The 14,995-nt window shown below is 65.6% G+C and carries 13 protein-coding genes; 8 read left to right on the top strand and 5 right to left on the bottom strand.

Going from position 1 to position 14,995, the window contains the following annotated elements:
- Nucleotides 1-105 precede the first annotated feature (105 nt).
- From epsC to RH91_RS09750, 7 genes are all read left to right on the top strand, one after another.
- The gene (gene epsC, locus RH91_RS09780; protein ID WP_010162536.1) at nucleotides 106-1,077 is read left to right on the top strand and encodes a serine O-acetyltransferase EpsC; all 972 of its coding nucleotides are present in this window, start codon (nucleotides 106-108) and stop codon (nucleotides 1,075-1,077) included.
- The gene (locus RH91_RS09775; protein WP_010162535.1) at nucleotides 1,074-1,826 is read left to right on the top strand and encodes a gamma-glutamyl-gamma-aminobutyrate hydrolase family protein; all 753 of its coding nucleotides are present in this window, start codon (nucleotides 1,074-1,076) and stop codon (nucleotides 1,824-1,826) included. Before epsC ends, RH91_RS09775 begins: the two co-directional genes overlap by 4 nt.
- A gap of 25 nt (nucleotides 1,827-1,851) precedes the next feature.
- Nucleotides 1,852-2,091 (top strand): hypothetical protein, encoded by a 240-nt coding sequence (locus tag RH91_RS09770; protein ID WP_157136886.1) that lies wholly within the window; start codon nucleotides 1,852-1,854, stop codon nucleotides 2,089-2,091.
- Nucleotides 2,092-2,315: 224 nt separating this feature from the next.
- The gene (locus RH91_RS09765; RefSeq protein WP_010162532.1) at nucleotides 2,316-4,799 is read left to right on the top strand and encodes a TonB-dependent receptor plug domain-containing protein; all 2,484 of its coding nucleotides are present in this window, start codon (nucleotides 2,316-2,318) and stop codon (nucleotides 4,797-4,799) included.
- A gap of 125 nt (nucleotides 4,800-4,924) precedes the next feature.
- Nucleotides 4,925-5,923, top strand: a complete 999-nt coding sequence (locus tag RH91_RS09760) for a cell wall hydrolase (RefSeq protein ID WP_010162531.1) — start codon at nucleotides 4,925-4,927, stop codon at nucleotides 5,921-5,923.
- A 275-nt stretch (nucleotides 5,924-6,198) separates the two neighbouring features.
- Complete coding sequence (locus RH91_RS09755; RefSeq protein ID WP_332306626.1) at nucleotides 6,199-6,798, top strand: sugar transferase; 600 nt, start codon at nucleotides 6,199-6,201, stop codon at nucleotides 6,796-6,798.
- 107 nt (nucleotides 6,799-6,905) lie between these two features.
- On the top strand, nucleotides 6,906-8,270 hold the full coding sequence (locus RH91_RS09750; RefSeq protein WP_010162529.1) for an O-antigen ligase family protein: 1,365 nt from the start codon (nucleotides 6,906-6,908) through the stop codon (nucleotides 8,268-8,270).
- On the opposite strand, the gene RH91_RS09745 is transcribed toward RH91_RS09750, so the two are convergent.
- The 5 genes from RH91_RS09745 to RH91_RS09725 form a co-directional block, all read right to left on the bottom strand.
- Complete coding sequence (locus RH91_RS09745; protein WP_232283465.1) at nucleotides 8,216-8,881, bottom strand: hypothetical protein; 666 nt, start codon at nucleotides 8,879-8,881, stop codon at nucleotides 8,216-8,218. The two genes, RH91_RS09750 and RH91_RS09745, sit on opposite strands and share 55 nt — an antisense overlap.
- Nucleotides 8,882-8,898: 17 nt before the next feature.
- A complete protein-coding gene (locus RH91_RS09740; protein ID WP_232283464.1) occupies nucleotides 8,899-11,067 on the bottom strand; it encodes a GumC family protein in 2,169 nt (722 codons plus the stop codon).
- A gap of 31 nt (nucleotides 11,068-11,098) precedes the next feature.
- The gene (locus RH91_RS09735; RefSeq protein WP_010162525.1) at nucleotides 11,099-12,412 is read right to left on the bottom strand and encodes an outer membrane beta-barrel protein; all 1,314 of its coding nucleotides are present in this window, start codon (nucleotides 12,410-12,412) and stop codon (nucleotides 11,099-11,101) included.
- Between the two features lie 24 nt (nucleotides 12,413-12,436).
- Nucleotides 12,437-12,919 carry a hypothetical protein gene (locus tag RH91_RS09730; protein ID WP_232283463.1) on the bottom strand — a complete coding sequence of 161 codons (483 nt, stop codon included), beginning with the start codon at nucleotides 12,917-12,919 and terminating at the stop codon, nucleotides 12,437-12,439.
- 79 nt (nucleotides 12,920-12,998) lie between these two features.
- Nucleotides 12,999-13,517 (bottom strand): polysaccharide biosynthesis/export family protein, encoded by a 519-nt coding sequence (locus RH91_RS09725; RefSeq protein ID WP_010162523.1) that lies wholly within the window; start codon nucleotides 13,515-13,517, stop codon nucleotides 12,999-13,001.
- An 821-nt stretch (nucleotides 13,518-14,338) separates the two neighbouring features.
- Here RH91_RS09725 and RH91_RS09720 point away from each other — a divergent pair.
- A complete protein-coding gene (locus RH91_RS09720) occupies nucleotides 14,339-14,962 on the top strand; it encodes a transglutaminase-like cysteine peptidase (RefSeq protein WP_010162522.1) in 624 nt (207 codons plus the stop codon).
- Nucleotides 14,963-14,995: the final 33 nt, after the last annotated feature.

Below are 14,995 nucleotides of genomic sequence, written 5' to 3'. Positions count from 1 at the left end.
GGACCCGCAAGCACGCCACGTCCGCAAAGCCATGCTTGGCGTCGCCGAAGCAATTCTTTCATTCCCTACTCGTTTGATGGGATATGATCGCACTCGGAGGCACTGATGACCCTGCGACCCGGACTCTCTGCCAAATCTGATACCCTCCCCTCGCCGGTCGGTACCGCGGTGGTCGACCTGCGTGCCGCCCGCGCGGCGTGGCGCGCCCGGCAGGATGAGGCGCGCGACGTCGCCAGCTTCCCATCGCGCGAGGGGCTCGAGCAGGTCATCGGCTTGCTCGCGGCGACCTTGTATCCACGACGGCTCGGCCATTTTCGCGGCGCGGCGGGGGAAGAGGACGGTTTCGTCGCAGCCAAGCTGCTTGCCGCACTGGGAGAACTCGAACGCGAAGTGAGCGCGGAACTGGGCTATTGGCAGCACGAGGCCGGCCCGTTCGATTCCGATCAGGCGGCGACGATCGCCCGGCTGTTCGCGGCGACGCTGGGTGATATCCGGCGGCTGATCGACAGCGACGTCGAAGCGGCGTTCCTGGGCGATCCCGCCGCGCGCAGCGTCGACGAGATTCTCGTCTGCTATCCCGGCGCGATTGCAAGTCTCCACCACCGGATCGCGCACGAACTCCACACCCTCGGTGCGCCGATCGTCGCGCGGGTCATTTCCGAGATCGCCAACGAGCGTACCGGGATCGACATTCACCCCGGCGCGACGATCGGCGAAAGCTTCTTCATCGATCATGGCACCGGCGTCGTGATCGGCGAGACCGCGATCATCGGCGCGCGGGTGCGGCTGTACCAGCATGTCACGCTCGGCGCGCGCAGTCCGGCCGGAGCGACCCGCGACGATGTGCGCGAGCGGCACGCGCGGCACCCGATCCTCGGCGATGACGTCGTGGTCTATGCCGGCACGACGATCCTGGGGCGCGTCACGATCGGCGCGCGGTCGACGATCGGTGGGAATGTCTGGCTGCTCTCGGACGTGCCCGAGGACAGCGTGCTGGTCCAGCCCGAGGCGGTACGGCTCGATCATGCCGCCGGGCGCGACCTGCGCGACGTCCTGCAACGGGCGGCAACGCATTGATCGCGCTTGGCACCCCGCGACGCCCGGTCATCGGCGTGCTGTGCTGCAACGAAACCAGCGCGCGGCCTGTGCAGGCCGTGGCGACCCGTTTCATTGCGCCGCTCGCGCGGTTTGCGGAAGCGGCGGTGGTGCTCGTGCCCGCGATCCGCGATGACGCGAACATCGCCGCGCTGACCCTGTTGCTCGACGGGCTGTTGCTGACCGGATCGCGGTCCAACGTCGCGCCCGAACACTATGGCGGCGCGCCCCTTCCCGCAGAGCAGCAAGCTGACCCGGACCGGGACGCGGTTGCGCTGGCGCTTGCCGGTGGGATGATCGAAGCGGGCAAGCCGGTGTTCGGCATTTGTCGCGGGCTGCAGGAAATCAACGTGCTGTTCGGCGGATCGCTGACGACCGCGTGCGACCGGCACCATCGCGGGTCGTGGGACGGGTGTTACACGGACATGTTCGGCCATTGCCACGACGTCGAGCTCAACCAGGGCGGCATGCTCGCGCGTTCGACCGGGCGAGCGCGGATGTCGGTCAATTCGGTCCATGAGCAGGGCATCGATCGGCTCGGTGCCGGGTTGACGGTGGAGGCGACCGCCGCCGATGACGGGCTGATCGAGGCGATCCGGGCGCGGCCGTGCGGCGCGGACGTGCTGGGCGTGCAATGGCATCCGGAATGGGATGTCGAGCGGTCGCCAGAAAGCCGTGCGTTCTTCACACTGCTGGGGTCGTCGCTACGCGCGGCGGCGTCTGCCAGATGATCGCGTTCACCACAAAGAAAGGGAAATGATGAGAAAGACTTTGCTGACGACCGCGCTGATGGCCGCGACACTGGTAACGGTCTCGGCCTGCGCCAAACGAGATGAGGGCGCGAACACCGCGATCGTCAACGAGACGGTTCCGAACGACCCCGCTGCCGCGGACGCCAATACGGCTTCGGCAGACACGTTCGGCAACGAGTCTGTCTCGTCGGGTAACGATACGCTCTCGCTCAATGCGAGTGGCGGCGCGCAGAACGCGCAATAAAGTTTTCGCCCCACCAGGCGACACGATACGCGCAAGGTTAGCTCCCTGGCGTCCCCTCGGCCCGGCGACCCTGTCGCCGGGCCGCTCTTTTCCGACCAAGTTTTTTACTAGCGCGATGCAAGGATTTCGTTGCGTCCCCGATCCGCTTCATCTGCCAAGAGCGACCGGCACGAGAGCGTCACGAGCACGCCGTGTCACCCGCTGAAAACCAAAGGGACTCCGTCATGACCGACCTTCGGCCGCTGTTTGCCGCCGCCTCCACGCTCGCGCTCGTCATCGCGACGAACGCCCAGGCGCAGGTCGCCCCCGCCCCCGCGGATGCCGCCCCGACCGCGACCGCCCCAACCGCGGACGCGCCCGCCGAACCGAGCGACATCGTCGTCACCGGCACGCGCACCAGCGGCCGCTCGCGGCTCGACAGCGTTTCGCCGATCGACGTGCTGAGCGCCGCGACGCTCCAGCGGCAGGGCACGACCGAACTCGCCAGCGCGCTGGCCGCGGTCGTCCCCTCGATCGATTTCCCGCGCTCGGCGGCAGTCGACGGCACAGATTCAGTCCGCCCCGCGACGCTCCGCGGCCTCTCGCCCGACCAGACGCTGGTGCTGATCAACGGCGTGCGCGCGCATACTTCGGCGCTCATCAACACCAACGGGTCGGTCGGACGCGGGTCGGCCTCGGTCGATCTCAACACCATTCCCTCGGTCGCGCTCGACCGGATCGAGGTGCTGCGCGATGGCGCGGCGGCGCAATATGGCTCGGATGCGATCGCCGGCGTCGTCAACCTGCGGCTGCGCGAGGCGCGGCACGGCGGCGGCGCGAGCGTCACCTATGGCCAGGACATCACCGACGTGACGACCGCGCGCGGCAACCGCAGCGAACGCGACGGCGAGACGGTGACGGTCGCGGGCTGGCAGGGCGTCGGGCTCGGGTCCGACGGGTTCCTGACGCTGTCGGGCGAGTATCTCGACCGCAACCCCACCAGCCGCGGCGATTTCGACCCGCGCAAGACCCCGATCCGGGTCCGCTCGCGCTTCGGCGATCCCGACGTCCAGCAGTATAGTGGCTACCTCAACGCCGGGAAGCCGCTCGGCGACACCGGCTGGACGCTCTACGGCTTCGGTGGGTACCAGCACCGCGACAGCGTCAGTGCCGCGACCCCGCGCGTCAATGGCGGGACCGACGCGAACGCCAATGCCACCGCGCTCGCCAGCCTCTATCCCGACGGCTTCCTGCCGCTGATCGCGGTCGAATCGAACGACCTTACCGCGACCGGGGGGATCCGCGGTGAACTGTCGGGGTGGAAGGTCGACTTCAACGTGTCCTACGGGCGCAACCAGCTCAACTTCGAGACGCGCAACTCGGGCAATTCGACCTATGGTGCCGCCTCGCAGACCAATTTCTATGACGGCAAGCTGACCTATGACCAGCTCGTCGGCGGGATCGACGTCTCGCGCGAGCAGCCGCTCGGCGCGGGGACGATCAACATCGCCTGGGGTCTCGAATATCGCCGCGAGGGCTTCAAGATCGGCGCGGGCGAGCCGACGTCGTACAATCGCGCGCCGGGCGCTGGCAGCACGCTCGGCTCGGGCGCGCAGGGGTTCCCGGGGTTCCAGCCATCGAACGTCGTCAACGCCAACCGCGACAATGTCTCGGGCTATGTCGACCTCGAGGCGAAGCCGGTCGACGGGCTGACGCTCGGGGCCGCGGTGCGCGGGGAAAGCTATTCCGACTTTGGCGAGACCGCGACCGGCAAGCTCTCTGCGCGCTATGACGTGACGCGCTGGTTCGCAGTGCGCGGGACTGCCTCGACCGGGTTCCGCGCCCCCTCGCTCCAGCAGCAGTTCTTCACCTCGACCTCCGCGGTGCTGACCAGCGGCGTCATCGTCGAGACCGGGCTGTTCCCCTCGACCAGCCCGGTCGGCGCCGCGCTGGGCGGGACGGCGCTGCGGCCCGAGCGCGCGCGCAACCTTTCGGCGGGGATCGTGCTGCGGTCGGGTGGGTTCGATCTGTCGGTCGATGCCTATCACATCAAGATCCGCGACCAGATCGCGCTGTCGGAGAATCTCAGCGGGGCGGTCGTCGTCGGGCGGTTGCGCGACGAGGGAATTACCGCGGTGACTGCGGGGCGCTATTTCCTCAACGGGATCCGCTCGACCACCAAGGGGATCGACGTTGTCGCGCATTACCGCAAGGCGACGGGCAGCGCGGGCACGTTCGATCTGACCGCGGCGACCAACATCAACGACATCAAGGTCACGCGGGCGCCTGCCGCAGCGGTGATCACCTCGTCGGCGGGGACGGCGACGCTGCCGATCTTCAGCCGCCAGCGGATCGTGTCGTTCGAACAGGGCACTCCGCGCGAAAAGGTCGTCGGGTCGGTCGACTGGTCGCTCGACCGCCTCGGCGCGACCGCGCGCGCGTCTTATTATGGCGACGTCAACCAGCCGAGCAGCACCGGCTTCGCCGAAGACGACATCCACACCGGGCGGCATACGATCTTCGACCTCGAGCTGCGTTACAAGGCGATGCGCAACCTCAACCTCGCGGTCGGGGCGAATAACCTGTTCGACACCTATCCCGACTTCGTCAAGCTGGCGTCATCGCGCGGGACGGTGCTGAACGGTAGCGGTCTGGTGGCCTTCCCTTATTATTCGCCGTTCGGTTTCAATGGTCGCTACGTCTACGGGCGGGTCGGCCTGAACTGGTAGCCACGCCATTCGGGGGCAGCATCGACTGCCCCCGAACCACTATTGCGGCTGATTTGTCTTTGTCTATCGGGTACTTCCGCAACATCGATTGACAGTCTTCTCGAAACGATGCGACCCCGGTTCGCATGATCGCGCATGCCCGTCTTTCCACACTGTACGCGACCGCGTTTATCGTACTTCTATTGGTGGCGACGTCCTGCCTCATCTACCTTTCCACATCGAACGGAACGGACGTGCTTGCGCCGGGCGACCTGCCGCCGTCGCTTTCGCCAGCACCGCAGCCCGGACGATCCCCTGCGCCAGACCTCGCGCTTGAAACCTTCCTCCCGCAACAAACGCTCGCACTGAGCACGACCCAGGCGTTGGCAGCCAACCTCGCGCGTCCGCTGGCCGCGACCAACCCGACGCCACCGCCGTTCGACCCGGCCTCGCTATCCGAGCCGGACCGCACCGCCGCGACGACCTGTCTCGCCACCGCAATCTATTACGAAGCCGCCACCGAACCGGTGGTGGGACAGCAGGCGGTCGCGCAGGTCGTGCTCAACCGGTTGCGCAACCCGCATTACCCGAAGACCGTCTGCGACGTGGTCTATGACGGTGCACAGCGTCGCAGCGGGTGCCAGTTCACCTTCACGTGCGACGGCTCGCTGGCCCGCCGCCCCGATCCCGCGGGCATGGCGCGCGCGCGGGCGGTTGCCGAGGCTGCGCTGCACGGGACCATCTCGTTCGCTGCCGGGCAGGCAACGCATTATCATACGGTCTGGATCGTTCCACGCTGGGCCGACGCGCTCGCCAAGGTTGCGATCATCGGGCATCATGTCTTTTATCGTCCGCCCCGGCCTTATGGCGGATACCCGTCAGCAACCGTCGCAACGCCGACCGTTCCAGCCCCGGCGACCACGACCGGCACGCTCCTCGAACCCAGCGCACTGGCGACAAGCGAAACCCAGCACGCCCCGCCCCCGGCAGGCGCGGCCCCGGCCCCGGCCCCCGACACCGCCAAACCGCAGCCGATCCAGGCGGAACCGACGACGCACCCGCAATCTGCCGCAGGGAGCGGCAAAACGGTCTTCTTTCCGGAAGCCCGGAGAAAGCCGTCAGGCCTGGCCATTCCGTCGAACTGATAGCCTCATTGACGCGACGGTGCAGAATTACCCGATACGGTGTATCCATTCCGCTGACTTGCACGAAGATTCTGCTTTGTTCTGCGACGTTTACTTAAAAGTACGCCATTTGAACCATTTTTTAACCTATAGCGACTTGTTGCGTTTCCATTTTATCTGGAGTTTATATAGGCGATATTAACGTATGACGATTCTTGTGATAATCCGGGGGGATATTGATGCAAGTTGGTACTGCAGAACCGACGTGCTTCCCGGCTGCACCGTATCGGTTCGACATTATTCGGCTGCTGGATATCGGGCTAGCCATCCCACTCATCATCTTCTTCGCACCTTTGCTGATCTTCATAATGATATTGGTGCGGTCGTCGAGCAAAGGACCCGCGCTGTATTTGCACAAGCGCGTGGGCTATCACGGCGAGACCTTTTCCTGTTTCAAGTTTCGCACGATGACGATCGATGCGGACGTACGCTTGGCACGCCTGCTCGAGCAGGATCCCATTGCCCGTACCGAATGGATGTTCGACCACAAGCTCCGGCATGACCCGCGCGTCACGCCGCTCGGCCGGTTCTTGCGCCGCTCGAGCATCGACGAGCTTCCGCAACTGTTCAACGTACTGCAGGGGACGATGAGCCTCGTCGGCCCCCGCCCGATCGTTTCCGCGGAAATCGCGCGCTACGGGCGGCACTTCTCGCATTATACGGCGGTCCGTCCCGGGATTACCGGGTTGTGGCAGGTCAGCGGCCGCAACAATACAAGCTATCGCCGACGCGTCGCCCTGGATGTCGTCTATGCGCGTCGAAAAAGCGTCAAGCTATACGGGCGAATCGTGATGCTGACGGTACCGGCGGTCCTGTTGCAACGCGGTTCGTGCTGAAACGCTCAGGGCCTCATCCCCTGGACAGTCCGGGCGTGGGGCAGCCGGTGCGACCCGCTCCGCGCATACCGATCGGATCGTTCGCCCTGCGGCACCGATCGGGCACGATGGCCGTGAACCGGCACCGCTGGCTGGCCTATGGCCTGGCGCCGGTGCTGATCCTGCCGTTCGCCGCCGACGGGGCGAATTCGGCGCTGCTGTCCGCATCCGCATCGATCCTGTATCTCGGCTGGGCGGCATTGGCGTTCCTGCTGGTGCCGAGCGACCCCGCCCTCGTCCGGCGGATGGGCCCCGTAGCGATCCCCCTGATCCTGCTCCTCTCGTGGACCGCGGTACCGATGGTTCCGGGGCTTGCGCGCGGACTCGTCCCGGCACCGCTCGACCCCGATCTCCTTGGCATCGCCTGGTGCCATGCCTTCGCGCTGGTGGGGCTCATGCTGGCATGCGGCATGGCCGGACGGTTGCGCGGGTTTGCCCGCGCGGTCACGACCGGCCTGTGCGTTTGCGCGTCACTGCTGATCGTCGCGATGCTCGCCTTGCGCGCCTTCGGACCACCGGCGCTAGCGGACATGATGATGGACCACCGCAACCATCGGTTCACGGGCCTCATCGGCAATGCCAATTCGGCGGGGATCAGTTTCGGCATGATCAGCCTGCTGATGGCCGGCCTCGCGCGCGATCGCTGGGAAATCTGGCGCGCGCGTTCACGCCCCCATTCGCCGCTGGCGATCCCGCTCGCGCTGATCGGGACGATCGTGGCGCTCGTCCTGGTCGCGATGACCCAGTCCCGCGCCGCTTTCGCGGCAACGATCGTGGCGCATGGCGTCTACGCCCTCGCGCCACATCCTGTTTCGCGCGCGCCGTCGACGTCTCCGAGACATCGCGTCGCCGCGTTGCTCGCTCTCACGATCGGCGGCGTTGCGGTGTGGCTCGCGGCGCCATCGGTCCTCGCGCGCTATTCGATCGCCGACGCGGACGGATCGGGCAGGATCGCGGTCCTGCGTCATTACTTTCGACTGGCGCGCGATGCGCCCGTGTTCGGCTACGGGCTGGGCGGGTTCAGTCGGTTCAACGCGCAAACCCTCACGCCGGATACGGTTTTGCTCGTCGGGGATTTCGGCGCCGCGCATCATGCACCGCTCCAACTCGCGATCGAAGCCGGCTGGCCGGCGGTCGCGCTGGTCGCCATCGCCGTGCTCGGAATCGGATCCCGGATCGTGCGCACACCCGGGGTGTTGCGCGCGACACTAGCCCGCGCGATGCTGCTTGCGGTGGCAATCGCGGGAGCAGGATCGCTGATCGACATTGCGCTGAACGTTCCCGCGATTGCCGCGCTGTCCGCGGCGCTTCTCGGGCTCGTCTGGGGACGGACCCTCGGCGGTGTGGCAGTCGGTTCCGCCGAACCTCCCCGATCGCGTCAGCGCGAAACCCCCTTGGCGTCGCCCTGGCCGACACCGGACATGCGCAACTGATAGGCAACTCCGGCGGGGGAGTTGCCGAGCAGATGCTCATAGCCGCTCCGGCGACCATTGTCGTAACGGGTCTGCCAGACCGCTTCCTCGATCGCCGCGGTGCGGGTCTCCGCGTCCAGCGCGGGCCAGTATAGTCGGGCAAAGGCGATCCGCCACGCCGCGCATGCCGCGCAGAACGGTCGCAGCCGGTAGCTCCTCGCCACCGCCGCTACCGCCGTGGATGTCGCGCCCGCGTGGTGAAGGCGTTCCAGCTGCGCGACGAGAAGCCAGGTTGCGTCCCAGTCGGGTCGGGTTCGGCGCAACCAGCCGACCATTGCATCGGCCCGGGCGGCATTCAGACTGCGCAGTTCGGGACTGGCGGCAGAGTGCGCCGCATTGATCGCCAGTTGCGCCAGCGGCGCGAGCGCGCGTGGCGGCAGCGTGGCGGCCGCACGATCGCCATATGCCTCCAGCGCCGCATCGCGGGCGGTGGGCGAACGCGCCTGCACCGCCTCGGTGATCACGACTGCAAGCGCTTCATCCCCCGCCAACCGCGCCGCGCCGATAGCGACGCCGACACACGCGATACTGGCGAACAGCGCCGGGAACGCCCCCCGCCACCTGTGAGGCACGCGGGCGCGCAATGCCGTCATTGCTGATAATATCGACTGTACCGTGCGGAATAATACAGCGCGCCCATCGCTTCGGAGCGCGGATCGACCATCGTCAACACGCCGCCCAGCACCACTGCGCCATCCTGCTCGAGCCCGGCAAGCGCAGCGTCGATCGCCGAAAGCGGGGTCGCATTGTATTTGATCAGCACGAGAACGCCATCCGCGAGCGTCGCGAGCGTCCTGGCATCGGCTATGCCGAGCAAGGGCGGCGTATCCAGAATGATATGATCGTACCCGTCCCGTGCCCGATCGAGCAGGGCTGCCATCGCGCCGGTGTCGAACAGGTCAGTCGGCGTGAAGGTCGGCGTGCGGACGCAGAGCAGGTCGAGCCCGGGGATGAAATCCTGCTGCACCACCTGGTCGAGGACTGCGCCGTCGGTGAGGACCTCGAGCGTTCCCGTCTCGGGCGCGCACCCCAGCGCGCGCATCAAGCCGGCCCGCCGGACGTCGCAGTCGATCAGCAGCACGCGGTCACCCGACAAGGCCATCACGCGGGCAAGCGACAAAGCACTGGTCGTCTTTCCCTCGGATGGCAGGGTCGAACCGATCGCGATGATCTTGACCCCGGTGGAGCGGACGAGGTTGCGGATCGCGCGGAACGCCTCTGAATACGCGGAAACGGGCGCGTCACGCAGCGTGTCGGCAGGCGCACAGCGACGCCCCGACGCGTCGACCATCCGACGCCCGCGCAATTGCGGAATAGCCGTCACGAACCGCAGCCCGAGCATGGTCTCCACTTCCTCCGGGCTGCGGACGGTGCTCTGCACCGCCTCGCCGACGAGCGCCGCGCCGACCCCGAGGACCAGACCGAGCAGCACGCCCGCAACGCCGATCGCCGGGCGGTTGGGATAGGTCGGCCGGGAGAGGACGACCGCGCGCTCGAGCACCCGCGCCTGGGGTTCGCTACTGCGCTGCGCTTGAGCGGCCTGCTGGACGGTGCCCGCCATGCGGTTGTACGCGGCAGTCGCGGCATCCGCCTTGCGCTGGAGGCTTTCCGCCCGCACCGCTGCCTGGTTGTTCAGCGCGATCTGCTGTTTCAGGCCGGCGAGCTGCCGGTTGAGGTCGGCCGCCTTGGCATCGGCGGACCGGGCCTCGCTCCGCAACCCTTCGATGATGCGGGTCTGTTCGAGCCGGATCTGCTGGTCTAGCGCCTCGATCTGCTGGTTGCTTTGGAGGAGCGCGGGGAACTTGGGGCCGTAGCGCGCAGCATATTGCGCACGCTGACGCTCGGCCTCGGTCCGCTGGCGCCGCAAGTCGGTGATCGCTGGGGCGGAGCGGACCGCCGAGACGGCATCGCTAACCCCCGACGCGATCTGCCGCTCCGCTGCGGCGACGTCGGACCGGAGCGCCGCCGCCTGCGCCTGCGCGGCGGCGAGTTGTTGCGAGACCGGCCCGACCTGCTGTTCGTTGATCGTGCCGATCGCCCCGCCCTGGACGATCCCGGTTGCGGAGCGGTAGCGCGCGACGGTGGTCGCGGCCCCCTCCGCCTCGGCGGAGAGCCGCTGCAGCGCGCTCAACCCGCTTTGTGCCTGACGGGTCGCGGTGCTGGTCTGCAAGTCCGCCGTGCTGTCGATATAGGCAAACGCGACCGCATTCGCGAGCCGCGCCGCCTTGGCGGCGTCGCGCGATCGCACGCCGATCGACAAAACATAACTCTTCTCCTGTTGCGCGACGGAGAGCTGCCGAAGAAGCCCGGAGGTCGCGACTTCGGTCGCATGCGCGGTTTCGATTGCGGCGCGCGGACCCCCGCGCTTCTCGGCAAGCGCCTGCGCGCCGGCGAATTCGACATCGTGCTGCAATCCGGTCTGCAGGACGACCCGGCGCGCGATATCGCGCGAGCGGATCGTGGCGATCTCGGTATTGACCAGCGCCTGGTCGAGCGGCTGGTCCTTGGCGGTTTCGAAGTCGAGCGGTGCCTGGCTTGCCGGGGTGATCCGGATCCGCGCCACCGCATCATATCGCGGCGTGATCAGAAAGGCGGCGGCAAGCGCAGCGAGCGAACAGAGCAGAACCGCCCCGACGATCACGCGCCAGCGTTGCCGCAGCGTGCCCCCAAGCGACGTCAGCGTCACCGGTTTCTGGCCGATGTGACGACTTTGATCGAGCCGACTGCCGCGCGGCAGGCTCTGCGGTTCGGAAATCATGTCCATTTGCGATACTTTTCGACGAGGAACGTCATTTCTGCGCCACGAGCGACAGCAGGAAGCGGGTTTCGTGATAGGACGTGCCCGCCCCCGTGCCCTTCGCGGAACGCAGGTCGTGCGTCACCGACGCGCCAATTCCGAAAATCCGTGTGACGACATACCGCACGCCACCGCTTGCCCGGACGATGTCGAGCTTCGCGTTCGACCCGCGATAGGTATCGCGCTCATAGCCGACCTGCGCATTGAGCAGGACATAGCGCAGCAGTTCGTGATCGACCCGCAGCGCCGCGGTATTGTTCACGAAACCGCCCGAGTTCGTGAAGGACGCATCCTCGATCAGACGACGCCCGGTCAGCGTGACGGTCGTCAGCGGTGACGGGAAATATTCGAGACGGGCCTCCGCCGTCAGGCCGCCGATGCTGCGATAGATGGCGGCGTCATAGCTGCGCCGGATATAGCCGATCCCGACCGACCCCCGAAGCAACGTACTCAGATCGAACGTCGCGCCCCCGAGCGCGCGATACGTATCCGAACTGCGGTTCGGGATGCCGCTCGCCAGCGGGCGCGCATAATCGACCCGTTCGTAACTTCCCTGGACGAACAAAGAGGTATCGGGGCTGAGCGCGTATTCGGCGCGGCCGGTCCCGCTCGACGTGTGCGAATTGCGGTTCCGCTGGCTGATCACGCCGTTGCCGAACGTCAGGACATCGTCGAAACCGAGCGCGACGAAACCGACCCCGCCCTGCAGCCGCAATCGCCCCGGCGCATATCCCGCATTGAGCTGAAATTGCGTCGTCTGATATTGCGACGCCGCCGCCGCGGCCGTCGGATAAGCGGCCGAGGTCGGAGGTTCGACCGCACGTTGCGTTCGCGCCGAACCGGAAACCGTGATCTGCCCACCGACATCGTACCGTCCCGATCCGCCGACGTACCAGGTCTCCTGGTTTCGCCGCGTCTCGGACAGGAACCGCTTGATGCCCGCGCCGCTTTCCAGCGTTAAGGCATTGCGCGACCAGTCACTTGCAAGCCGCGCGCTGGGGGAGAGCTCGAACGAGGCGTCTCCGGTCCGGGCGGTATCGGTCTGGTATACATTGTCGGAATAGCCCAGCGTCGTCTCCACGCGCGGAAACAGCGTGAACCCGCCGAGCTTGACGCCGAGCGCGTCAAACTCCGGCCGCGACCGGTCCAGAACGCCGGTGTTCCGCCCGCGATCATATTGGATCGGCAGGTTGGGCACGACGAAGCTGTCGCCGACATTCTGTGCAAAGACCGGGGTCGATCCGAACACGACGAACGGGGCGACGAAGCCGATCCCCAGAGTACAGAAGCTTACGCTTTGCGTCATTCGATGCCCCCCAGCAATGCAACGCTATTGACTCGTGTAGTTCGAACTTCCCCCCGAAAGCCCCAGGGTCGTTCCCTGCTCGACAAGGGTCTGCGCATTGGCGAGTGCCGCGGTGCCATTGACCTCGCACCGTGCCAGTGCCCCGGTGATATTGCGGACCGCGACCGCGGCGTCCGGGCTGAGCTGGCCAACCTGCGCCGCCGCGCGCGTCAGCGCCGACTGCGACACGCCGCATGCAGCTTGCGACTGGCCGATCGCCAGCGATAACTGGCCTTCGATCTGGCCGCGCTGGAGCCCCTTTGTCTGCAAGGCGGCGATCAGCAGCGCGGCCAGTTGCGAGATTTGTTGCTCCTGGTCGGGTTGCGGCGATGCATCCGGCGCTGAGGGTGCGGCCTGCGCCTGATCCTCCAGCGCCGGAAGCCCAGCGGGGCCATAAGAGACGTCAGCCGAAATGGACGTGCCGGACAACAGCATGGCAACGATACGAAGCGCTCCGGAACCCATCATGCTGCAATCCCTTCACGTTCCCCTACACCAGCTTGTTGGCTGGCATATTCCAAGACCAACGCCCTTACAGAGTCGATCATCACAGATACCGCTCACCGACCCTGATGGTATCCCCCGGCCGTATCTTGAGATCCGGCGTGAGCTTCATTTTCACCGCGCGCGCTTCTCCAGCGCGTTTTATATAAATCGACTTCTTCTCTGCCCGGTAGGTATATCCCTGCGCAGTCGCTACGGCACCGTCAACGGTCAACCCCGACGAATATGGATATTCCCCGGGCTTGTTTACTTCGCCAAGAATATAGAATGGCCTGAAGGTCAGTATATCGATGCTGACACGGGGTTCCAGGACATATCCCTGCCGAAGCTTTGCCTGGATGGTCTGCGCGATATCGCCGGCGGTATTGCCGATGGCACGAACATCCCCGATCAACGGCATCGATAATGATCCGTTCGCATTGACCACAAACTCGCCCGACAGCGACGGTTCGTCGAAGACGATCACGCGAACCTTGTCTGCGACCCCAAGCGTATAATCGGCTTCCAGCGGATCCTCTCCGACGGACACGGCCGCCGGCGCGACATATGCAGCCTGGCTCATGGTTATACCATAAGCCGCCGGGGCCTGCCCCGTAACTGCCGTCAGAGTACAAATACACAAACTGATGTAATGCCTTACAGTTTTGTACATCATCTAGGTACTCACCGTTCGGATACTCTCAGATCTGGAAATTGATGATGATTCGGCAATCTTTGTACAATTCTATCATGCTTTACATCACCTAAGGCGTAGTGTCGACAGTATAGATGGAACCGCGTCAAGGGTATACTCTATAGGAGGCATACGTCCTGCAATAGCCACCTCAGACAAAGGGCCGGTCCATCTGCGCCCGATCACCCCCGCTTCAGCAGGAATGGGGCTGCGAACAGCGTTGTTCGATGCAGTTTATCCCCCTGCAAAACAAAGCCATACTCCAAAGGATTGACAGACAAGCGCTATCACTACGACCTGGATCAGGTTACGGTCGGCAACCGCTGTACAGGATTGCTTGCCATGTTGCCCCGCAAAGTTCGCCTCCCTGAAGAACGCGCGTGGCCGTCATCCGCTCATCGGCGGCACCTGTTCACGCTAAAAAGGGCCACGCCGCAACGCTCTAGTCAAACTGACGCAGAACGCTGGCCACCTCTTGTACGGATCGTCGCGACGGTCGGATGCGGTGTGCTTGCCTGGGCTGCCATCTTGCTGCCGGCGTGGCATCTTCTGTCTCATTAAAGCACATTAAATCCTTGTTTACTATGATTTATCTGGCACACGTAACGCTTCCATAACCGCCGCACGAGCAAAGCTTCACGACCATTCGAACGGGGTCGGTCGTGACGCGCTTTTTGTTGCTTGTGTTGGGTTTGACGGTTGCAGGGGCGATGCCGACGGCGGCAAAGGCGGCAGGCCCGCGTTTCATTCCGGTTGGCGCCGCCAGCCCGATGCCGCGCGCGTTCATCGAATTGTGCCAGGCACAACCGGGCGTCTGCACGACGCTGGCGGGGGCGCTACCCCCGGCACCGCGCCGTAGCGCCGCGCAGTCCGACGCTCCCGACGAGACGGGCGGAGGCGCATCGTTCCTCACACCAACCCCTGCTCCGGCGCAGGATGACCGCGACGACGCGGAACGGATGCGGCTGCTGAAACGCATCGATGCCTCGATCAACGCGCATGTGCGCCAGCAGAGCGACCAGTCGTTATACGGCGTGCCCGAGCTGTGGCGGCCGAGCGGATCGGGCCGCAACGCGTCCGGCGATTGCGAGGATCTCGCGATCCAGAAGCGACTTGACCTGATCGCCGCCGGCTTTGCGCCTGCCCGCCTGTTCTTCGCGATCGTCTATCGTACCGATATCGGTCTGCACACGGTGCTGATCGCGCGGCTCGATGCGGGGGACGTGGTCCTCGACAGCCGATCGAACTTCATCGACCCCTGGTACAGCACGCGCTATGCCTGGCTGGTTGCGGAGTATCCCGGGAAGCCGACGCGCTGGTATATGACGGGCTGATCGCGCTGCCCTTTGTCTAAGTCATCGCAAATA

Source organism: Sphingomonas sp. PAMC 26617 (assembly GCF_000242835.1).
In the GTDB taxonomy this organism is placed as follows: domain Bacteria; phylum Pseudomonadota; class Alphaproteobacteria; order Sphingomonadales; family Sphingomonadaceae; genus Sphingomonas.
Note: the sequence above shows the minus strand (reverse complement) of the source record. Positions and strands in the feature narration are given on the sequence as shown.